The sequence below is a fragment of the Rhizobium sp. WSM1274 genome, assembly GCF_025200775.1.
GTDB lineage: Bacteria > Pseudomonadota > Alphaproteobacteria > Rhizobiales > Rhizobiaceae > Rhizobium > Rhizobium leguminosarum_I.
Map to the genome: position 1 here is coordinate 2,429,816 of NZ_CP104138.1, position 19,616 is coordinate 2,449,431.

The window sequence follows — 19,616 nt, forward strand, 5'->3', positions numbered from 1 at the left end:
ATCACAGGTCGTCGACGACGAAATTCACCAGTCGCCCCGGGACCAGAACTTCCTTGACCACCGTTTTGCCGTCGAGTAAGGCCATGACGGAAGGTTCGGATCGCGCTGCTGCAAGCAGCGCCTCGCCGAGATCGGCGGCGGCTTCGAAGCGGTGGCGAACCTTGCCGTTGATCTGCACGACATATTCGCGGGTCTCCATCTCGATCATTGCAGGATCGAAGGTGGGCCAGGAAACCCATGTCAGTGTTTCCCCGTGACCAAGCTTGCTCCACAACTCCTCCGCAATGTGAGGCGCAAAGGGTGCGAGCAACAGCACGAATGTCTCCACCACTTCGCGCGGACGCGCTGCTTCCGACGTCAGTGCGTTGGCCAGTTCCATCAGCCGGGAAACCGCGGTATTGAACCGAATTGCTTCGATATCCGCCGTCACGGCCTTCACCGTCTGGTGGCGCAAGCGCAGAAGCTGCGGGCTGGGAGCCACCTCCAGCACCACTGGAGACAATCCGTCGCTCTCGTCGCAGACAATACGCCAGGCACGCTCCAGAAACCGACGCACGCCGATCACGCCAGCGGTCTGCCAGGGTTTTGCCGCGTCCAGAGGTCCCATGAACATTTCGTACAGGCGCAAGGCGTCGGCCCCGAACTGATGGACGACATCGTCGGGATTAACAACGTTCAGCTGCGACTTCGACATCTTCTCGACGGCGCGCTGCACTTCGACCGACCCAGCGAACCATCTACCCTCCTCGCCGACGACGGAAGACGGCTCGTAATACCGGCCTGCCGCGTCGCGGTAGGAATGAGCAAGGATCATGCCTTGGTTGAACAGCCGCTGGAACGGCTCTTCCGTCGAAAGGACGCCGATGTCGTAAAGCACCTTGTGCCAGAAGCGGGCATAGAGCAGATGCAGGACCGCGTGTTCGGCGCCGCCGACATAGAGATCGACCGGCATCCAATAGCGCTCGGCTTCGCGCCCGACGGGTTCGCTGGTGTTCTCCGGATCGAGGAATCTGAGATAATACCAGCAGGAGCCCGCCCATTGCGGCATCGTGTTGGTCTCCCGCCGTGCCGGAATGTCGGTGCCCGGCACGATCGTTTCGACCCAGGCCTGCGCACGGGCAAGCGGCGGTTCGCCATCCGGCGTCGGAGCGTAGTCGTCCAGTTCAGGCGGCAGCAGGGGCAGGCATTCCTCGGGCAGCGGCATCACCGAGCCGTCCGCCAGATGCAGCACCGGGATCGGCTCGCCCCAGTAGCGCTGGCGGGAGAACAACCAGTCACGCAGGCGATAGATGACCTTAGGCCAGCCTGCGCCGCTCGCCTGCATCCAAGCGATCATAGCTTTCCTAGCCTCCGGCGAGGCCAGACCATTCAGGAAGCCGGAGTTGACTATCGTCCCCTCGCCCTCATAAGCCGCCTTTTCGATATCGTCCTCGCTGTCGATCACGCGAATAAGCGGCAGCTCGTGCGCATGGGCAAAAGCGTGGTCGCGCGCGTCATGAGCCGGCACCGCCATCAGGGCGCCGGTGCCGTAGCCAGCCAGCACGTAATCGGCCACCCAAACCGGCAGCCGGGCTCCGTTGGCAGGGTTGATCGCATAGGCGCCGGTGAAGACGCCCGTCTTCTCGCGCCCGGCATCGGCCCGCGCCGTCTCTTCCAATCCTTCGGCCTCGGCAATATAGGCGGCCACCGCCTCGCGCATTTCCGGCTCGACGATGGCGGCAACTGCTGGATGCTCCGGCGCGAGCACGATATAGCTTGCTCCGAACAGGGTCTCGGGGCGCGTCGTGAAGACGGTGATGACCTCTTTGCCGTGCTCGAGCGGAAACCGGATTTCGGCGCCCTCGGAGCGTCCGATCCAGTTGCGCTGCATGGTTTTCAGGTTTTCGGGCCAGTCGAGGCCGTCCAATCCCTGCAGCAGCCGATCGGCATAGGCCGTGATGCGCAGCATCCACTGGCGCATCCTGCGCCGAATGACGGGATCGCCGGTCTCGACATAACGCCGGTCCTTGACCTCCTCGTCGGCAAGCACCGCGTTCTGGGCCGGGCACCAGTTGACCGCGACCTCCGCCTGATAGGCGAGGCCCTTCTCTAACAGCTTCAGGAAGATCCACTGCGTCCAGCGCACATAAGCGGGGTCGGTCGTGGCAAACTCACGACTCCAGTCATAGGAGAAGCCCAGCCTCCGCACCTGCCCGCGAAACGTCTCGATATTGCGCTTCGTCGTGATATCGGGATGCACGCCAGTCCGCATCGCGTGGCGCTCCGCCGGCAGGCCGAAACTGTCCCATCCCATCGGATGCAAGACATTGAAGCCGCGCATGCGTTTGTATCGGCACATGATATCAGTGGCCGTATAGCCGAGAGGATGGCCGACATGCAGGCCCGCACCGGACGGATATGGAAACATGTCGAGTGCGTAGAATTTCGGTCTGGCCGGATCGATTTCCGCTCGGAAGATATGGTGGTCCGCCCAATAGGCCTGCCACTTCGGTTCGATCTTTGTGGGATCATAAGGCATGAATTACTCCTGGCGCCGGCCGGCTTTGCGGCGGCGTGTCCTGAAAAATGGAGGCGTTCTTTGGTTCAGGAGCAGCTACAGCTGCCGGTGCTCCGGTGACGTCCGGCAGCCGCGGCTAAGTCGAAGCACGTGCGGAGTTGCAGCAAGCAATCTCATTACCGCCTGCAGAACGGAAAAAGCACAATACGGCTTGGGAAACGATCTGATGTCCATGGATGGTAACTCAGGCAAATAAACGGAAAGCAAACGACAGCGTCGACCCGGCTCCGATCAGGAGGCCGTGGTCATAAGTCGTGTACCGCTTCTGCGGGCGATTGGTGCTTGAGTTGCCATAGTCACAAGCCAAGAGTGCCCGATAAGATCGCTCATGCCAAGAGTGTATTTGCACGAAAAGCTCCGTTCAGATCCGCCAGGTTTCTTACCAGCTGATCGGAGCACCGCCGCGATCTTCGGATGACTGCCTCGCCGCGCCGCGTCACCGCATGGATAGCGCGGTGGACGGATGGCGCCAGCGACTAGATGATCAGGGTGTGCCGCATCGGCTCGAAAAAGCCCAGATTGCCCGCCATCTCAGAGACAAGCCACAGGGGAATCGACAGGATGCAGCAAAACGGTGTGCCCTATTTTAGCCAGTGGGAAACACCGGGCATGACGTTGCCGGTGCTTGCCCAGGGATCGCAGGCCTTGCTCAGCGATCCGCTCTGGCGCCATTCGGGAGCCGCGACTATCGAGGAATATGCGCGCTGGGCGGTCAATGTCTGCGGCATGGCCTGCCTGAAGATGATCCTTGCCGCCCGCGGCGAGATCCATCCGACACTCGAACTTGCCCGCGCCTGCACTGCCTTTGGCGGTTATGTCGTCAGCGAGATCGATGCCTCGATCAAAGGGCTGATTTACGCGCCCTTCGTCCGCTTGGCAGCCGACCGCTTCGGACTTAGCGCGGAGACGATCATCGGCGTCGAGACATCGGCCATTCTCGGGCTGCTGTCGAAGCAGCCGTTCTTTATCGCCTCGGTGAACTCAGGCATCCGCTGGCCGGAGCGAGAACCACCGTCGAAAGGCGGACACCTGGTGCTGGTGACGTCAGCCTCGCAGGAGACGATTCGCTTTCACAACCCGTCCGGCCACGACGAAGCGAGCCAGGCCGATGTGACTCTGCCGCTTGCGGTCTTCGACCGTTTCTTCGCCAATCGCGGCATATCGATCGACGCCTGACCTATTCAACAAAACCAGATCGTTTCGGAGGCTTTCATGACCCCATCCCCAAACAGGCTGCGCATTGCCGTGCTCTTCGGCGGCCGCTCGGCCGAGCATGAAGTTTCTGTGCTCTCAGCTACCAACGTCATGGGCGCGCTCAAGCCCGAAAAATACGACGCCATCCCTGTATTCATCACCCGCGAGGGGCAATGGCTGCTGAGCAGTTTCGAGGACGGCATACTGGCGACGCCTTCATCGGGCACGGAAATCTGCCTGGTGCCGGGTGGGCGCGGCCGCGTGCTGGCAATCCCAGCTCATGGGGCGCCGCATGACCTGCCAAAGGTCGACATCCTGTTTCCCGTCCTCCACGGCCAGTATGGCGAGGACGGATCGGTACAAGGCGCGGCGGAAGTGGCTCGCGTTCCACTCGCCGGTTGCGGCATCCTCGGCTCCGCCGCAGCGCTCGACAAGGACATCGCCAAGCGCCTGCTGAGGGCGGCGGGCCTGCCGGTGGCGCGCGCGGTGACGATCCATGAAGGTGCCGCCCCTTCACTGGCAGCCCTGGAAGGTGAGCTCGGCCTGCCGCTCTTCATCAAGCCTGCGCGCCAGGGATCGTCGGTCGGCGTTGCCAAGGTCCATGCCAGCCAGGAATTCGCGCCCGCCCTTGCTGAGGCTTTCCGCCACGATCGCACGCTGCTCGCCGAGGAATTCGTGCGCGGCCGTGAGATCGAATTCAGCGTCTTGGAAGATCCAGCAGGAGAACTCTTCGTCTCCCGGCCGGGCGAAATCGTGCCGGCGGAGAGCCACGGCTTCTATAGCTACGATGCCAAATATGTCGACGAGAAAGGTGCGGCGCTGAAAGTGCCGGCCGAACTGCCGCAGGAGATCGAGACCGCCATGCGCGACGTGGCCGCAAAAGCCTTCAGAGCCGTTGGCTGCGACGGCATGGCCCGCATCGACTTCTTCCTGACGGATGACATGCGATTCCTCGTCAATGAAATCAACACCATCCCCGGCTTTACCGATATCAGCATGTATTCCAAGGCCATGGCGGCAAGCGGCGTCACCTATGCCGAAATCATCGACCGACTGGTGGACCACGGCCTGGCGCGCGCCTGCCGGACCGCCTGAGACGCGAGCTTGATCATGAACAGGCTGATCTTGATTTCGGGATGTTCCGGCGGTGGAAAATCGACACTGCTTGCAGAACTTGCCGCCCGCGGTCATGCCATCATCGAAGAGCCCGGCCGGCGAATCGTCAAACAGGAACTCGAGGGCGACTGCGCAGCCCTGCCCTGGGTCGACATGGCGGCCTTTGCCCGCCGCGCAATCGAGATGGCGATGGCTGACTACACGACGGCGCGTGAGCAGGCCGGCTGGACGTTCTTCGATCGCGGGCTGATCGATGCGGCGGCAGCGCTGCAGCACCTGACTGGAGAACCGGTCCTGGAAAAATTGAGCGCCGCCCACCGCTATCACCCGAGGGTTTTTCTCACGCCGCCGTGGCCCGAAATCTATACGACCGACCCCGAGCGGCGCCATGGCTTCGACGAGGCGGTCGCCGAATATGATCGACTTGCCGCCGTCTATCCGAAGCTCGGCTACGACGTTGTCACGCTGCCGAAAATCGTGGTCGCCGACCGCGCGGATTTCATCCTCGACTGCCTCTCTCGGGAAACGAGGCAGCAGTAGACGACATCGTTAGATGTGTTGCTCAGCCGCCCGCCTTCTCAAAAAGGGTTTAGGGCCTGCGAAAAACGCACCACTGGAACGACTGCCGGCCACCGCCGGGTGTCGTGTGTTCCTCCCGCCAGTCACGCTGAAGCGCGAAGGTGGACGAGAATTCGGTCGTAAGCGCCACCGCGTCGTAACGCTGGACCGGCAAGCCGCTGCACCGTTCCGGCCCGTCCGGCGCGAAAGTCGCGATGATCACGACGCTGCCTGGCGCTGTGCCGCTTTCGAGCGCGCGGCGGTAGGCCAGCCGCTGCTCGGGCTCGGTGAGGAAGTGAAAAACGGCGCGGTCGTGCCACACATGGTAGTGGCGGTCGGGTTGCCATGACGTGACGTCGGCAACCACCCAGGCGATGCGGGCGGCTTCATCCCGCAGCCGCGCCTTGGCGACTTCGAGCGCCGGCGCGGCGATGTCGAGGACGGTGAGGTCGGACCACCCGCGCTCGACAAGACAGTCGACAAGGCTCGATGCGCCGCCGCCCACATCGATCAGCGAGGCCGTGGCCGGCAGTTGCAGCTCGTCAAGCGCCCGCAAGGAAGGCCCGGGCATCGGCTGATACCAGCTGACGCTGTCGGCAGATTTCGTGCGGTAGACCTCGTCCCAGTGTTCCCGCTTCTCGCCTGTCATGCGATATCCCCATCTCTTGCCGAGCCCGATATCCTACAGCGCCGAGCGTCTTTTCAGACGCGCAAAGGACGCTGTAGCACTTTGAATTGAGCAGTAGCTGATCAACATGTAAGAACTGAGACGTCTGCAACCAATCGCAGTGCGCCCAAGACCATGTTCCGCGTTTCAGGACGCGAGGTGACGGTAAACGAGATCGGCAGGCTCCGTTCGGGGTGCTGCGGGATCGAGACGCGCGCCCAGCCGCTCCGCAACGGCAACGGATGCCGCGTTGCCGAGAGCGATATAGTTGACGAGCGACGGCAGCTTGAGCGTCGCGAAGGCCCAGTTGGGCAGCGCGAGCGCCGCTTCGGTCGCATAGCCTCTGCCTTCGTATGCCTCATAGACGAACCAGCCCAGTTCCTTCTCAGGAAAGAGTGGTCCGTGATTGATCCCGCCTGACCGACGCATTCGCCGGTTTCGCCGAGCTCGATCGTCAGCGCTCCGTGCCCGAAAAGCTGCCACAGAGCGACGTCGTGACAGAACATTCCCCAAGCAGCGCGCAGATCGAACGGGCCGCCCATTCCGACCGATCGCGGCGAGGCCATGATCTCAGCATAGGCGACGAAATCGCCGATATCAGGCATGCGGAGCTTGAGACGCTCGGTTCGAATGGTCACCGTGCCCGCTTCGGACATGTCGTCGCCTTCTCTGTCAAGTTGGGTTTGGAGTTTCGACCGTTGAACGGAATATTCTAGCTTTCAAATGCCGGGGCGAATTGCAACGTCCCGCTTGGTGGTGATCCCCGAAAGACAATCCTCTGCACGAGCCGCGTATCGAGGCCGAGATACTTCAGTTGTCCGTCGCTGCTGAAACCGACGCGGCTATATATCTCGGGACTGCCGATCAGGGCGCATCCGCTGGCGCCCATCTCGTTCAACAATTCGAGACCCCGTGCAATCATCGCCTTGCCGATACCCTGCCGCTGTCTCTCCGGCTTGACCGATATCGGCCCCAGCCCGAACCAGCCATCATTCGCGCCCTCGATCGTCACCGGCGAAAACGCCACATGGCCGAGAATCTCGCCGTCCTCCTCTGCTACCGGCGATATTTTGAGATCGCCCTTCGCGCGAAGTCTTCGGACAATCTCCGCTTCCGTACCGTCGCTGTAGGGCATCGGCTTGAATGCGGTCGAGGTCAGATCATGGATCGCATCGATATCATCAGGCGTTTCGTATCGGATGAGCATCTCTATCAATCCTCAAGCGCCATAGTTCACAGGTGCTATGCAGGAAAGTCGAAGACCAGCAAGCCGGGCTCCTCCAGCGGCAGTTGCGCCACGACTTGCCCTTGCCGGTCCAGCACCGCCGTCGGTCCCCAGGCGATGCGCCCATCGCGCTCACCCGTTACGTCGGACGATATCAGCCACAGACCTGTCTGGCGGCATCTTTCGCCGCGAACGGCATTATGCGTCTGCTTGAATATTTCCGCCTTTTCCCGTGGCATCATGTTGTTGGAGAGGCATACGATCAGCGACGCGCCAGACGCGGCGACCTTTGCCGCTGCTTCGGGAAAATTCGTGTCGTAACAGATGTTGATCCCGAAGCGCAGGGCACCGATCGCAAAGAGCGGGCTCTCCTTTCCTGCCTCGAAAGCCTGTTCGCCGCGTAGCAGGTGGGCCTTCCGGTAGCGGCCGAGGAGAACGCCGCGCTCGACGACGACGGCAGTGTTGAACAATTGCCCGTCATCGATCTCGATCAGCCCTATGACCAGCACCGGTCCCGACTTCGGCAACCGATCGAGTATCGCCGCGAACTCGGCCGATGCGAGATCGAGGGCAACGCGCCGCGCAGATGCCTCATCGGTCAGGTAGCCCTGGAGAAAACCTTCGGGAAAGACCAGTAGGACAACACCCTCGTCCTCGGCACGAGCGGCGATGCCGCGGGCATAATCCAAGGCCGCCCCAACATTCTCGCGAAATTCCGGCGTCTGCGCGGCGGCTATCCGAATGCTCGTCACTTAGATCTCCGGTTTCTCGGCCGCGGCATCTCAGCAAAAAGGCCCAGCGCAGTGGCCGGGCCTCTCCTTGAAAATCTGGCTGAACCTCAGAAGGTCGAGGCACCGCTGCCCCAGGGGCCGTGGTGGAAATCCTTGCCGTCCAAGCGGTCGAAGCCGTGGGCGCCGAAGAAATCGCGCTGTGCCTGGATGAGGTTTGCCGTTCCCCTGCCCTGGCGATAGGCATCGAAATAGGTCAGCGCCGAGGTCAGTGCCGGAACCGGCAGGCCGGCGGCAATCGCGGCACCGACGACGCGGCGCAGCGCCGGGATCGATTCCTTAACCATGTCGGAGAAAGCCGGCGTGACGATCAGGTTGGCAGCGTCAGGTGCCTTGGTGAAGGCCGAGGTGATCTCGTCGAGGAACTGCGAGCGGATGATGCAGCCGGCGCGCCAGATCCGGGCGATCGTCGGCATCGGCAGCGACCAGTTGAACTCGCGCGATGCTTCCGCCATCACCGCGAAGCCCTGCGCATAGGCGCCGATCTTGGCGGCAAACAACGCCAGTTCCAGATCCTTATTGAGCTCGGGGCCGTAAGCGATCGGGAAGGACACAGCCTGCGTGCCGAAGATCTTCTCAGCGGCTTCACGCTGCGACTTCATCGAGGAGAGGCTGCGGGCGGCGACCGCGGCTTCGATCGCCGTTGCCGGAATGCCCATGTTCTGCGCCTCGATCGCCGACCACTTGCCGGTGCCCTTCTGGCCGGCCTTGTCGAGGATCATGTCGACCATCGGTCCGCCGGAGACAGGATCGGTGGCCGCAAGCACCTTCTCGGAGATTTCAATCAGGTAGGAGTTCAGCCGGCCCTTGTTCCATTCGCCGAAGATGCCGGAGATTTCGGAGGCGCTCTTGCCGAGGCCGTCGCGCAGGATGCCATAGATTTCGGCGATCATCTGCATGTCGGCATATTCGATGCCGTTGTGGATGGTCTTGACGAAATGGCCGGCGCCGTCATTGCCAAGCCAGGCGACGCAGGGCTCGTCATTGTAGCGGGCAGCAATCGATGTCAGCACCTTCTCGACGCGCTTCCAGGACTCTTCGGTGCCGCCGACCATGATCGACGGGCCATGGCGCGCACCTTCTTCGCCGCCGGAAACACCCATGCCGATGAAGGTCAGATCGGTATTCTTCAGCCGGTCGAAGCGGGCGACGGTGTCGCGGAAATTGGCGTTGCCTGCATCGATCATGATGTCGCCCTTGGAGAGATGCGGACGCAGCAGCTCCATCTGCTGGTCGACGGGCTCGCCCGCCTTGATCATGATGATGATTGGACGCGGTGGGCGGATCGCATCGACGAACTCTTCGATGGTCTTGCAGGGAATAATCTGCTTTTTCAGATCGCCGGCGCTTTCGTAGAATTCGTCGGTTTTCTCCGGCGTGCGGTTGAACACCGCAATTTTATTGCCTTTCTCCGCGATGTTGAGCGCCAGGTTGGAGCCCATGACCGCAAGGCCGATCAGTCCGATTTCTGCCTTTTCCACGACAAACCTCCGATGTGTCATTTGGACCGGTGTTGTGGCACTGTCTCGGTCAAACGGCAAGTCTCGCAAGGGTCTAATCGGTTCGCAAATGCCAATGAAATGAGGCTTGCAATTCCCTCGCTTGTCCGACAACTCGCCGGCGCCCGCCCAATCCGGAAGCCGCAAGTTTTTCGCGCGTCCCGCCCGCAATGCCCTATCTCATGGTATCATCAGTGCCTCGGGAGATATCGCATTGGCATCGGGAAAACGAAAAGAGACGGCTCTCCTGGCGGCCCGCGCCGGCTGCTACCGTGAGTCTATGCCGCCGCCGGCGCTGCGACGCCATTTCAGCCGACTCTGGTCGCATGCGCTGCATGACGGACCGCCGGCAATGGTGGCGATCGTGCCGGACGGCTATTGCGATCTCCTCTGGATCGAGGGCCGGCTGGTCGTCGCCGGCCCCGACAGGGCGGCGGCCTTTCCCGTCATTCGGCCGGGCGCGACTGTCATTGGCGCACGTTTTGCGCCCGGCGCCGCAGCACCCTGGCTGAAGACGCCGCTCTCGGCGCTGGTCGGCTGCTCGGTGCCCCTTGCCGACATCGGCCGGAAGGACACCGCCGAATTCGAAGCGCAGCTTGCGGATAGTCCCGACCCCTCGGCCGCGACGGCGCTGTTTGGCCGCCTGCTCGAAGAGGCCGCGCGCGATGCGGAGGAGCCCGCCCGCGACGCCGCCATGATCTTCGCCGCCGCCAACAGCACTCGCCCGGCGTCCGGTCTGCTCGACAGGCTCGGCATGAGCGAAAGGCAGTTGCGGCGCCGCTGCCACCACCATTTCGGCTATGGCGCAAAGACACTGGAACGGATCCACCGGTTCCAGCGTTTCCTCGACCTCTGCCGCAGGTCGGAGACGATGCCGCTTGCCCGTCTTGCGCTCGAAGCGGGCTTTGCCGATCAGTCCCACATGACGCGCGAGGTCGGCGAGCTCTCGACGCTGACGCCCGCGGTCATTCTCGACCAGCTCAGCTTGCGGCAAAGAGCCGACTGACCGTTTTGTTCAAGACGCTGCCGGCCGGTTCGTTATTCTGACGAAACGAAATGACAGGGACCTGCAGCCGATGACGACAATGCCTGCGAAAATCATCCACCTGTCTATCGAGCGCGACTGGCGCGACGTCTATGACTTCGCCGGCAAACCGGAGAACATGCCGCTCTGGGCTTCCGGCCTTGCGACCGGCCTCGAACGGCACGGCGCCGACTGGATCGCCCACGGCGCTCTTGGCAGCGTCAAGGTGAGCTTCGTGCCTGCCAATGAATTCGGCGTGATCGATCATACGGTGACGATCGAATCCGGCCTCAGGGTCTATAATGCGCTGCGCATCGTGCCGAACGGCGATGGCTGCGAGGTCATGTTCACGCTGCTGCGTCTGCCCGGCATGACCGACGCGCAGTTTTCCGCCGATGCCGCCCATGTCGAGAAGGACCTCGCCATGCTGAAAGCCCTGATGGAGAGATAGATGGCCGAGAAGACAGAAAACCACGATCGCCGCATCGACTATGTCGAATTCAACGTCGCCGACATCGCTGCCGCCAAAGCCTTTTACGGCTCGGCCTTCGGCTGGCGTTTCACCGATTACGGCCCGAACTATTGCGAATTCGACGATGGCCGGCTGAAGGGAGGCTTTACCGATTTCGGACCGGTGCGGACGGGGGGCGGCCCGCTGGTCGTCGTCTATGCCAATGATCTGGAAGAAGTGCTGACCTCAGTCGAAAGAGCTGGCGGCACGATCTGCCGGCCGATCACCGATTTTCCCGGCGGCCGTCGCTTCCACTTCCTCGACCGCGATGGTTACGAGCTCGCCGTCTGGGCGGCTGCTTAACCAGACTACCCAAGGTAGCCGAGTTGGTCAGGCTGCCTAAGGCCGCCGACCGGGATCAGGCAGCCTGCGACAGCCGATCGAGATCTTCCATGACGAGCAGGGCGCCGATCACCGTGCCGCCCGCATCGCGCAGCGGCGACATGCGACAGCGCACCTGCCGCGACCCGCCGCTGCTGTCTGAGCGCTCATAGGTATAGTCGATCTGATCACCGGCAAAACAGGCGTCGAGCTTGTGCTTGGCGCATTCGGCAAACCGCTCCTCGCCGATGAATTCGGAAAGGTGGCGGCCGATGAGTTCCATCGGCTTCCTGTTGAGATGGGTGCTGTTGGCTGGATTGGAATAGAGGTAGCGATAGTCCCTGGTCAGCACCGCCACGCGATCCGGCAGGCTCTCGAGGATCACCGCGTTGAGGAACTGACCGTTATCGGTATCCGGCACATAGGCCGGCGGCGGCTCGATGCGCACATCCTGCGGCGAAGGCACGCGCCAGTCCGGCCCATGCGCCCCGAAATAACGGTCGAGCAGGTAGGAAAGCACCGACGTGTGCTCCGTGACGCTGGCGCTGTCGTCGGCATCCTGGCTGATCAGATGGCTCACAAACTGCAGCTGCATGTAAACTTCGAGCAGATTAACTGCCCGGCAGGCGAGGATTGCCTCGACCAGCGGCTCGACATGACGGTCGAGCGCCGTGACGCGCCGGTCGTCGCCCAGGCGTATGGCTTCCTCGATTTGCACGCAACGCAAAGAAAAAGCTCGAAAAAGCTCCAGCAAGACGACTCCACTCCCATTGTCCCAAGAGACGAGTCCGAAACCTCACATGGCTGCATTTCCCAAAAATGCGCCTTCCGGTAGACATTATTCGCGGCTTGGTGGTGACGAGTAACATGAAGCGCCCTCAGTTTCAATCCGAGAGCACCTGCCGCTTTTCACCGCTGATAAATGAGGGTGGGCGTTTTTGCAGCATGATGCCGAAAGTGTGAGCGGTTTTCGCCAGACATCACGCTCAAACTATTATTTTAGATCATTCTGTTCTAAGGCGCGAGCGTCTGCTTGATCTGCCAACGGTCGTGATACCAGAGCCACTGGTCCGGATATTCACGCACCCAGCTCTCTACCTTGTCGTTGAGCAACTGGGCGGCGGCCGGCAGGTCGAGATTACCCACGGCGTCGCGCGGCATATCCAGCCGCGGCTCGATTTCCAGCCGGTAGCGATTTCGCGGCAGCCGGATGCAGCGCGCCGGATAGACCTCGCAGTCGAACTGGCGCACCAGCTTCGGCAGCAGCGGATTGGTCTTGACCTCGCGTCCGAAGAAGGTGCCCTTCAGCCCCTTGCGGAATTTCTGGTCGACCAGCACGCCCACGCCCTGGCCCGCTTCCAGCTGACGGGCAAGCGCGAAGGACGAGCCGGCATGCGACGGCACCAGCTTGCCCATGCGCGCGCTCCTGAAGTCGGACACCTTCTTGGCGACATAAGGATTGTTCGGCGGCCGAAAGAGCACCGTCACCGTCAACCCGAAGGCAGCACCCGCCACCGGCAAAAGCTCGAAATTGGCGGTATGGCCAGTAAAGACGATGAAGGGTCGCGGATTATCGCGCAGGTCGAGGAAGATCGGGACGCCCGACACCTCCACCCTGCCCGGCTCCGATTTTTCGGGATCATAGTCAAACAGCTGGTCGAGGAAGACGTATTCGGCGGCAAGCCGGCCCATATTGCCCCAGCTGGCGAGCGCGATCTCCTCGATCTCGGCCTCGCTCTTCTCAGGGAAGGCGTTGCGCAGATTGGTCAGCATCAGTCTGTGGCGGCTGGTCAGCCGGCCGAGGCGTCGCATCATCCTGTCGGCGAAGCGGATCGCGCCGTCGGCCGGAAACAGCTTCAGGAAATTCAGGAAGCCGAACATCACCTGCGCCACCAGCCATTGCTGGAAATTCCTGAGCGCCAGAACGATCCGGGTGATGAACAGTTTCACGCGGTCAATCCATCTTCAGGATGATCTTGCCGAAGATCTGCCGCGATTCCATCCGCTCCAGCGCCCGGTCGATATCGCTGAAGCTGACCTCGGTATCGATGACGGGATGGACGAGCCCGCGGCCCATCTTCTGCATCGCATCCGCCATGTTCTCCATGCGGCAGCCGAAGGAGCCGAAGAGCTTCAGCTGCTGCTGGAACAGCATCATCAGGTTCATCTCTGTGGAAACACCCGAGGTCGAGCCGCAGGTGACGAGGCGCCCGCCGCGCTTCATGCAGAGCATCGAGCCCGCCCAGGTGTCCTTGCCGACATGTTCGAAGACGACGTCGACGCCCTTCTTCTTGGTGAGTTTGCGCACCACGCCCTCGAAGCGGTCGGTGCGGTAGTTGATGACGTGATCGGCGCCGAGCGCCTTGGCCTTCTCGATCTTGTCGTCCGAACCGACTGTGGTGATGACGGTGCAGCCGATCTTTTTGGCAAGCTGGATCGCCGCCGTGCCGATGCCGGAGCCGCCGGCATGGACGAGGATCGTCTCGCCCGGCTCAAGCTTGGCATTGTCGAACAGCATGTGCTCGACCGTGCCGAAGGTGACGGGCGCTAGCGCCGCGCCGATCGCGTCGACGCCGGGAGGGGCCGGCACCAGCAGGCGCGCCGGCAGGTTGACCTTCTCCTGCGCAAAGCCGTCAAGATGGAAGCCGTGCACGCCGGAGACATGTTCGCAGAGATTGTCGCGGCCTTCGCGGCAGGGGCGGCAGAGGCCACAGGTGCGCGCGCCATAAATCGCCACCAGCTGGCCCGGCAGCACATTCGCGACGCCCGGTCCGATCGCTTCGACGACGCCGGAAGCTTCCGCACCGATGACCAGCGGCATCTTGCGCTTGGCAAATGCCATGCCGCGCCAGCCCCAGACGTCGATATGGTTGAGCGCCACCGCCTTGACGCGCAGCGTCACCTCGCCGGCACCTGGGGCATCCGGTTCCGGCAGATCGGTGATCTCAAGCTTGCGGTCGTCGATCAGTTGCAAAGCGCGCATGGCAAAATCCCTCGCCTTGAAGGCGTTCTTCTTGTCATAAAAATTGTCGGGAACCGCTTAAGCCGGTTCGAGCGCCATGACAAGGCTGGCATTCTGCCCGCCGAAGCCGAAGGAATTGGAAAGCACGGCTGAAACCTGAGCTTCCCGCTTCTTGTTCGGCACGACATCGAGAACGATCGAAGGATCGGGGTTGTTGTAGTTGATGGTCGGCGGCAGCGTTCCGGTCAACATCGTCTGCAGCGAGAACACTGCCTCGACGGCGCCCGCCGCCGTCAGCGTGTGGCCGATCATCGACTTGTTCGACGAAACCGGAATGCCGACGATCCGTTCGCCGAAGACGGCGGACATCGCCCCATACTCCATCTTGTCGTTCTCCGGCGTCGAGGTGCCGTGCGCATTGATGTAACCGATGCCGCTCTCGTCGATGCCGGCATCGGCAAGCGCCGCGCGGATCGTCGCGATTGCCGGGCCGCCATCGGGCGAAGACCGGGTGCGGTGGAAGCTGTCGGCCTTGTCGCCGGCGCCCTTCATGATGCCGAGCACTTTGGCGCCGCGGGCGACTGCTGATTCCAGCGATTCCAGCACCAGGGTCGCAGCACCTTCGGCGATGACGAAGCCGTCACGATCCTTGCTGAATGGCTTGGAAGCTTTGGGCGGCGGATCGTTCTGCGTCGAAAGGGCTGAGAGCAGCGAGAAGCGGATCAGAGCTTCGGCACTCAGCGACCCGTCGGTCGCGACCGTCAGCGCGCGATCCGTGCGGCCCTGGCGGATTGCCTCGATGCCGAGCTGGATCGCCGTGACGCCGGAGGCGCAGGCGGTCGACAGCGTCACGGGCAGGCCGCGGGTGCCGAACCGGTCGGCAAGGCGCTCGGAAATAGCGCCGAACAGTGCTGCCTCATGGAAGGCCGGGTCCGGACGCTGGCGCAGCGCCGTCAGGAATCGCTCATAAGCGTCACCCGGATGGTCGGAGCCCGGCGAACGGTCGGCAAGTTCGAAGCGCGCGCTCCACTCCGGCTCGATCGGCGGAGCGGCGAGGAATAGCGGGCCGTTGAAATCGCCGGAAAGGCCGGCATCGGCGAGCGCCTCGATCGTCGTTTCGCGGGCAAAGGCATAGGAGCGCTCGACGGCGTTCGGCACCGGGATGCCGATGAAATCGACGGTGCCGGCGATCCGCGTCGACAGGCCCTCGGTCGGGAAGCGGTTGATCTCGTGGATGCCCGACGTGCCAGACGAAAGCGCTGCCCAGTTGTCGCTGAGGCCCTGACCGAGCGAGGTGATGATGCCCATGCCGGTAACAGCCACGATCGGACGGCCAAGGTGATCTCTATAAACGGAAGCTGTCATATCTCTCACTCCTCACGCATCTGCGGAAAGAACGGCAACGCCCTCGCCGCGCTGGTGTCCGACCGTGGTCACGACGGCGGCGGTGGCGCCTGCCCGCATCGGCGCCTCATGGGCGGCATCGAAGGGCGGAACCTTGACCTTGCCATCGACGGCAAGGGCTGCGAGCGCCAGACCGAGCGTGAACTGCGTCTCGATCGTATGGCCGGTGACCCCGCCGAAGCCGCGGATCGCAACGTCGGGCAATTGATGTTCGAGCACCGCCCGCTCGCGAGCGGCAAGATCGTGCATGCCGGTCGATCCGGAAAAAATCGCCGTGCTCTCAGTGGCAAGCCCTGCAGCCGGTGCCAAAAGCCGCTCCAGCCGAACTTCGAGATTGCCGGAATTGCGGTTGCCGCGGTCGCCCTCGACCGCGTCGATGACGGCATAGATATGGGCGCCGCGGGCTCCAGCGTGTTTGCGCGATTCCAGCACCAGGAAGGCGCCTGCCGAACCGGTGATCATACCGCCGCCGTCGCTCAGCTTGCGCGACCAGAGCGGCACCCAGTCGCCGCGCGCATGAGCGCCGATCGCCTCGGTGAGCAGGATCATGTCAGGCCGCTCGGCCGCGAAGGCGCCTCCAACAAGTGCATGCGAGGATTCGCCTGATTTGATGCGGTAGAAGGCGGTCTCGACGGCGGATATGCCGGCTGCTTCCTCGCCCATGAAGGTGCGCGACGAACCGGTAACCTTGTGCACGATGGAGATATTGCCGGCGAGCAGGTTGGAAAGCTGGGCGAGGAACAGAGTCGGCCTCAGCTCGGTCGTCAGCTTCTCGTTTAGCAGCAATTCGCGGTCATTGCGCTTCAGCGCCTCATCGACGATCAATGTGTCGACATTGATATCGCGCTCGCCGCCGCCGGCCGCCACGATCATATCCATCGTGCCGCAGGCCTCGATATCGTCCTTGAAGCCGGCATCGTCGAGCGCAAGGCCGGCGGCGAAAACGCCGATGCGCTGCCAGTTCTCCATCTGCCGCTGGTCGCCGCGTTTGGCGATCTGCTGTGACCAGTCGATCTCGGGCAGCGGATGCACCGGGTAGGGCTTGAACTTCTCGGTCTCGACGATCGCCTTCGGGCTGCTTGCGGACGAAAGCAGCGCGATATGCGCATCCTTGCCGACGCCCTGACAGGTGACGATGCCGATGCCCGAGATGACGACGTCGTTTGCAGCCTTGCTCATCCAATCACTCCCTGCGCCGCGATCGCTTCGAGAAGCCCGATCTCGCCGGCACGTTTCTTCACGATATCGCCGAGCGGCACCTCGGAAAACGGCATGGTGCGCAGTTTCAATTGCGCATCGCAGACCTTCTTGCCGCCGCTGGTGATCTTAGCCTTGGTGACCGCGAAACCCGAACCGTCATGCTCGAGCACCGCCTCGATGTCGAGCACGGCTTCCGGTTCGACGAAAGTGCGCATCTTGGCGCCGTCGACCGTCATCAGGAAAGGCATGGCGGCAAAATTGGTGACGGCAAGCACCAGCATGCCGGAGGCCTGCGCCATGGTCTCGATCAGGAGCACGCCGGGAACGAGCGGCATGCCGGGAAAATGACCCTCGAAGACGGGGCTCTTGGCCGGCACGACGGATCGCGCCTTAAGCGTGCCCTTCTTCAGGTCCACCGCTTCGACGCGGTCAATCATCTGGAAATATTCCAGCAGCATTCGGATCCTCCGGCCCGACAGGCCAGATCCGCCCGCCGGTGATGCCTAAAGCGCATCTGGTTCGCACTTTAGGTCTTTGTTTTTATGCATGCCGTTGTCCCAAAACCGCTGCGCACTTTTGGGCGGCACGCACTAGTTAGGAACGAAACCGCCCGGCCGCCATATTCACGGCGGCAGGGCGTTCAAAAAAGACGGTTATGTCGCTCAGGCCTTGGCTGCTTTGAGCTCGTCAATCTTGGCGCAGAGGTTCTTCAGCACGAAGTATTCTTCGGTGGAAACCTTGCCTTCGTTGACTTCCTGCGTCCACTTTTCGAGCGGGATCTTGATGCCGAATTCCTTGTCGATCGCAAAGACGATGTCGAGGAAATCGAGGCTATCGATACCGAGGTCGTCGATCGTATGGCTCTCCGGCGTGATCGTCGCGCGGTCGATCTCGCTGGTTTCTGCAATAATGTCGGCAACTTTATCGAATGTAGCGGTCACGCGCTGTACCTCATGAAATGACGATTTAAACCCCCTCATAGGCAAATCCATTTCAAAAGCCAATGCTTTCGTCCCGGCGTCGCGGCAATTTGCCGGCTGGGTGTTGCCTAAACAGCAATGGAATGCCGGCATTTGCCGTCACCCGAACAGGCGTCGAAGCGGAAGGCGAGGCCTCTGTGGAAGGTCCGCCCGCCGGCAGATCGGAGAAGCCGTCCGAATCAAACCCATGGATGGCCCTCGCACCGGGGCAAGCGCGGTTCCCGACAAAACCCACGGGCGGGCATGCTTTGATCTAGATCAAACAGCGATCCCGGCAAAATTGATAATCCTCAAGCGGCGCTGGGGCATGCTGGCGATGCCGGACGCGCCAGTCGTGCCAGCCATACGAGATTTCAAAAGGGATCAGGACATGGATATTGCCCGCAGCGAGCCTTTCGAGACCGGCACTCCCGTCGCTTGCGCTTCCTGCCAGGCGCGGCACGGCGCCGTCTGCGGCGCCCTGTCGAGCGGTCAATTGAGAGAGCTCAACCGCCACTCTCTGCGCCGCAAGATCGGGGCCGGCTGCGAGATCATCGCCCAAGGGTCGGAAAGCTCTTTCTATTCGAACATCGTGCGCGGGGTGGTGAAGCTCTGCAAGGTGATGCAGGACGGGCGCCAGCAGATCGTCGGCCTGCAATTCGCCCCAGATTTCGTCGGCAGACCCTTCATCCGTGAAAGCTCACTGTCGGCTGAGGCTGCGACCGATGCCGAAATCTGCGTCTTTCCCCGCAACCTGCTCGACCGGATGATATCTGAGACGCCGGACCTGCAGCGCAGTCTGCACGATCAGGCGCTAAAGGAGCTGGACGCCGCGCGCGAATGGATGCTGACCCTCGGCCGGCGCACCGCAGGCGAGAAAGTCGCAAGCCTGCTTTACCTGATCGCCACACACGCCGAACCGCAGACCGCCACGAGCACCGATTTCGACCTGCCGCTGTCCCGCGCCGAGATTGCCGATTTTCTGGGGATAACGATCGAAACCGTCAGCCGCCAGATGACCAGGCTGCGCAAGAGCGGCGTCATTCGAATCGAGAACTTCCGACATATCATCGTGCCCGACATGGATGAGCTGGAGCGAATGATCAGCGCATAGAACGCGGATCCGGGATCAGCGCGCAAAACGGATCAGATGCCGAATTCGGGGTCTGGCGCCGAGCCGAGATCAGCGCGTGATCACGACGCGGGTATTGGCAAGGCCGGCCTGTCGCGCCAGCGAGAAAAACTGGGCGGCGTTATCGGGATGCAGGCGAACGCAGCCATGCGAGGCCGGCGTACCCAGACGCTTCAAATCGAAGGTGGCGTGAACGGCGTAACCGCCGTTGAAGAACACTGCAAACGGCATCGGCGCATTGTCGTATTTGCGCGAGCGATGATCGCGCGACAGCCACTTGGCGCTCCACGAACCGGTTGGCGTGACATAGCCGTTGCGCGCCGTCGAAACCTTCCAGCGATACTTGACGAAGCCGTTCTCGGAAACGGTCATCATCTGGTTGCCGATGCTGACATTGGCGACCAGCGTTGCTGCCTCAGCGGCAACGGGAGAAAACTGCAGCAATAAACTTGCGGCCGCGGCCGCCAAAATCGTCTTCATCATAACCCCTCTTCGAACT

At 62.2% G+C, this 19,616-nt stretch carries 20 protein-coding genes and 1 pseudogene; 7 read left to right on the forward strand and 14 right to left on the reverse strand.

From position 1 onward, the window contains the following. Position 1: 1 nt before the first annotated feature. Positions 2 to 2,518, reverse strand: coding sequence for a leucine--tRNA ligase (gene leuS, locus N2600_RS12265; RefSeq protein WP_260298822.1), 2,517 nt, complete (start codon positions 2,516 to 2,518; stop codon positions 2 to 4). Positions 2,519 to 3,118: 600 nt separating this feature from the next. Here leuS and N2600_RS12270 point away from each other — a divergent pair. From N2600_RS12270 to N2600_RS12280, 3 genes are read left to right on the forward strand one after another with little or no spacing between them, the layout of a single operon-like run. Next, positions 3,119 to 3,733 (forward strand): C39 family peptidase, encoded by a 615-nt coding sequence (locus N2600_RS12270; RefSeq protein ID WP_222387534.1) that lies wholly within the window; start codon positions 3,119 to 3,121, stop codon positions 3,731 to 3,733. A 36-nt stretch (positions 3,734 to 3,769) separates the two neighbouring features. Further along, positions 3,770 to 4,846, forward strand: a complete 1,077-nt coding sequence (locus tag N2600_RS12275) for a D-alanine--D-alanine ligase family protein (protein WP_170255699.1) — start codon at positions 3,770 to 3,772, stop codon at positions 4,844 to 4,846. A gap of 15 nt (positions 4,847 to 4,861) precedes the next feature. Further along, entirely contained in the window at positions 4,862 to 5,407 is a 546-nt protein-coding gene (locus N2600_RS12280; RefSeq protein ID WP_260298823.1) for an AAA family ATPase, read from the forward strand. Between the two features lie 49 nt (positions 5,408 to 5,456). Here the strand turns inward: N2600_RS12280 and N2600_RS12285 are convergent, their stop codons facing one another. From N2600_RS12285 to gndA, 5 genes and pseudogenes are all read right to left on the reverse strand, one after another. Then, positions 5,457 to 6,074 (reverse strand): class I SAM-dependent methyltransferase, encoded by a 618-nt coding sequence (locus tag N2600_RS12285; protein ID WP_260298824.1) that lies wholly within the window; start codon positions 6,072 to 6,074, stop codon positions 5,457 to 5,459. Positions 6,075 to 6,239: 165 nt separating this feature from the next. Continuing rightward, positions 6,240 to 6,748: pseudogene (locus N2600_RS12290) on the reverse strand (GNAT family N-acetyltransferase). A gap of 56 nt (positions 6,749 to 6,804) precedes the next feature. After that, positions 6,805 to 7,299 (reverse strand): GNAT family N-acetyltransferase, encoded by a 495-nt coding sequence (locus N2600_RS12295; protein ID WP_260298825.1) that lies wholly within the window; start codon positions 7,297 to 7,299, stop codon positions 6,805 to 6,807. 35 nt (positions 7,300 to 7,334) lie between these two features. Further along, on the reverse strand, positions 7,335 to 8,069 hold the full coding sequence (locus N2600_RS12300) for a carbon-nitrogen hydrolase family protein (RefSeq protein WP_222387539.1): 735 nt from the start codon (positions 8,067 to 8,069) through the stop codon (positions 7,335 to 7,337). 86 nt (positions 8,070 to 8,155) lie between these two features. After that, positions 8,156 to 9,607 carry an NADP-dependent phosphogluconate dehydrogenase gene (gene gndA, locus N2600_RS12305; RefSeq protein WP_172643630.1) on the reverse strand — a complete coding sequence of 484 codons (1,452 nt, stop codon included), beginning with the start codon at positions 9,605 to 9,607 and terminating at the stop codon, positions 8,156 to 8,158. A gap of 211 nt (positions 9,608 to 9,818) precedes the next feature. Here gndA and N2600_RS12310 point away from each other — a divergent pair, with 211 nt between their 5' ends. The 3 genes from N2600_RS12310 to N2600_RS12320 all read left to right on the forward strand — a co-directional run bounded on the left by N2600_RS12310 (position 9,819) and on the right by N2600_RS12320 (position 11,442). Then, positions 9,819 to 10,610: a helix-turn-helix domain-containing protein gene (locus tag N2600_RS12310; protein ID WP_260298826.1), complete on the forward strand. Its 792-nt coding sequence runs from the start codon at positions 9,819 to 9,821 to the stop codon at positions 10,608 to 10,610. A 70-nt stretch (positions 10,611 to 10,680) separates the two neighbouring features. After that, positions 10,681 to 11,079, forward strand: a complete 399-nt coding sequence (locus N2600_RS12315; protein WP_017964657.1) for a polyketide cyclase — start codon at positions 10,681 to 10,683, stop codon at positions 11,077 to 11,079. Then, positions 11,080 to 11,442: a VOC family protein gene (locus N2600_RS12320; protein WP_017964658.1), complete on the forward strand. Its 363-nt coding sequence runs from the start codon at positions 11,080 to 11,082 to the stop codon at positions 11,440 to 11,442. It abuts the gene before it with no gap. Between the two features lie 55 nt (positions 11,443 to 11,497). On the opposite strand, the gene N2600_RS12325 is transcribed toward N2600_RS12320, so the two are convergent. From N2600_RS12325 to N2600_RS12355, 7 genes are all read right to left on the reverse strand, one after another. Continuing rightward, positions 11,498 to 12,214 (reverse strand): PAS domain-containing protein, encoded by a 717-nt coding sequence (locus N2600_RS12325; protein WP_017964659.1) that lies wholly within the window; start codon positions 12,212 to 12,214, stop codon positions 11,498 to 11,500. Positions 12,215 to 12,474: 260 nt separating this feature from the next. Continuing rightward, a complete protein-coding gene (locus tag N2600_RS12330; RefSeq protein ID WP_260298827.1) occupies positions 12,475 to 13,410 on the reverse strand; it encodes a lipid A biosynthesis lauroyl acyltransferase in 936 nt (311 codons plus the stop codon). 4 nt (positions 13,411 to 13,414) lie between these two features. Beyond that, complete coding sequence (locus N2600_RS12335) at positions 13,415 to 14,443, reverse strand: zinc-binding dehydrogenase (protein ID WP_018074608.1); 1,029 nt, start codon at positions 14,441 to 14,443, stop codon at positions 13,415 to 13,417. Positions 14,444 to 14,500: 57 nt separating this feature from the next. Beyond that, positions 14,501 to 15,787 (reverse strand): beta-ketoacyl-ACP synthase, encoded by a 1,287-nt coding sequence (locus tag N2600_RS12340; protein WP_260111012.1) that lies wholly within the window; start codon positions 15,785 to 15,787, stop codon positions 14,501 to 14,503. A gap of 12 nt (positions 15,788 to 15,799) precedes the next feature. Then, positions 15,800 to 17,005: a beta-ketoacyl-ACP synthase gene (locus N2600_RS12345; protein WP_260111013.1), complete on the reverse strand. Its 1,206-nt coding sequence runs from the start codon at positions 17,003 to 17,005 to the stop codon at positions 15,800 to 15,802. After that, positions 17,002 to 17,484 (reverse strand): 3-hydroxyacyl-ACP dehydratase FabZ family protein, encoded by a 483-nt coding sequence (locus N2600_RS12350; protein ID WP_003540474.1) that lies wholly within the window; start codon positions 17,482 to 17,484, stop codon positions 17,002 to 17,004. The genes N2600_RS12345 and N2600_RS12350 overlap by 4 nt, the downstream gene beginning before the upstream one ends. Before the next feature lie 204 nt (positions 17,485 to 17,688). Next, positions 17,689 to 17,967: an acyl carrier protein gene (locus N2600_RS12355; protein ID WP_003540486.1), complete on the reverse strand. Its 279-nt coding sequence runs from the start codon at positions 17,965 to 17,967 to the stop codon at positions 17,689 to 17,691. 409 nt (positions 17,968 to 18,376) lie between these two features. Here N2600_RS12355 and N2600_RS12360 point away from each other — a divergent pair, with 409 nt between their 5' ends. Next, on the forward strand, positions 18,377 to 19,099 hold the full coding sequence (locus N2600_RS12360) for a Crp/Fnr family transcriptional regulator (RefSeq protein WP_260111014.1): 723 nt from the start codon (positions 18,377 to 18,379) through the stop codon (positions 19,097 to 19,099). Between the two features lie 69 nt (positions 19,100 to 19,168). On the opposite strand, the gene N2600_RS12365 is transcribed toward N2600_RS12360, so the two are convergent. Continuing rightward, complete coding sequence (locus N2600_RS12365; protein ID WP_222387544.1) at positions 19,169 to 19,600, reverse strand: L,D-transpeptidase; 432 nt, start codon at positions 19,598 to 19,600, stop codon at positions 19,169 to 19,171. Positions 19,601 to 19,616 lie beyond the last annotated feature (16 nt).

Excerpts from the sequence above, each read along its gene's own strand:
- leuS (WP_260298822.1), bottom strand. The coding sequence starts at position 2,518 with ATGCCTTATGATCCCACAAAGATCGAACCGAAGTGGCAGGCCTATTGG.
- N2600_RS12270 (WP_222387534.1), top strand. The coding sequence starts at position 3,119 with ATGCAGCAAAACGGTGTGCCCTATTTTAGCCAGTGGGAAACACCGGGC.
- N2600_RS12275 (WP_170255699.1), top strand. The coding sequence starts at position 3,770 with ATGACCCCATCCCCAAACAGGCTGCGCATTGCCGTGCTCTTCGGCGGC.
- N2600_RS12280 (WP_260298823.1), top strand. The coding sequence starts at position 4,862 with ATGAACAGGCTGATCTTGATTTCGGGATGTTCCGGCGGTGGAAAATCG.
- N2600_RS12285 (WP_260298824.1), bottom strand. The coding sequence starts at position 6,074 with ATGACAGGCGAGAAGCGGGAACACTGGGACGAGGTCTACCGCACGAAA.
- N2600_RS12295 (WP_260298825.1), bottom strand. The coding sequence starts at position 7,299 with ATGCTCATCCGATACGAAACGCCTGATGATATCGATGCGATCCATGAT.
- gndA (WP_172643630.1), bottom strand. The coding sequence starts at position 9,607 with ATGACACATCGGAGGTTTGTCGTGGAAAAGGCAGAAATCGGACTGATC.
- N2600_RS12315 (WP_017964657.1), top strand. The coding sequence starts at position 10,681 with ATGACGACAATGCCTGCGAAAATCATCCACCTGTCTATCGAGCGCGAC.
- N2600_RS12320 (WP_017964658.1), top strand. The coding sequence starts at position 11,080 with ATGGCCGAGAAGACAGAAAACCACGATCGCCGCATCGACTATGTCGAA.
- N2600_RS12335 (WP_018074608.1), bottom strand. The coding sequence starts at position 14,443 with ATGCGCGCTTTGCAACTGATCGACGACCGCAAGCTTGAGATCACCGAT.
- N2600_RS12340 (WP_260111012.1), bottom strand. The coding sequence starts at position 15,787 with ATGACAGCTTCCGTTTATAGAGATCACCTTGGCCGTCCGATCGTGGCT.
- N2600_RS12345 (WP_260111013.1), bottom strand. The coding sequence starts at position 17,005 with ATGAGCAAGGCTGCAAACGACGTCGTCATCTCGGGCATCGGCATCGTC.
- N2600_RS12350 (WP_003540474.1), bottom strand. The coding sequence starts at position 17,484 with ATGCTGCTGGAATATTTCCAGATGATTGACCGCGTCGAAGCGGTGGAC.
- N2600_RS12360 (WP_260111014.1), top strand. The coding sequence starts at position 18,377 with ATGGATATTGCCCGCAGCGAGCCTTTCGAGACCGGCACTCCCGTCGCT.
- N2600_RS12365 (WP_222387544.1), bottom strand. The coding sequence starts at position 19,600 with ATGATGAAGACGATTTTGGCGGCCGCGGCCGCAAGTTTATTGCTGCAG.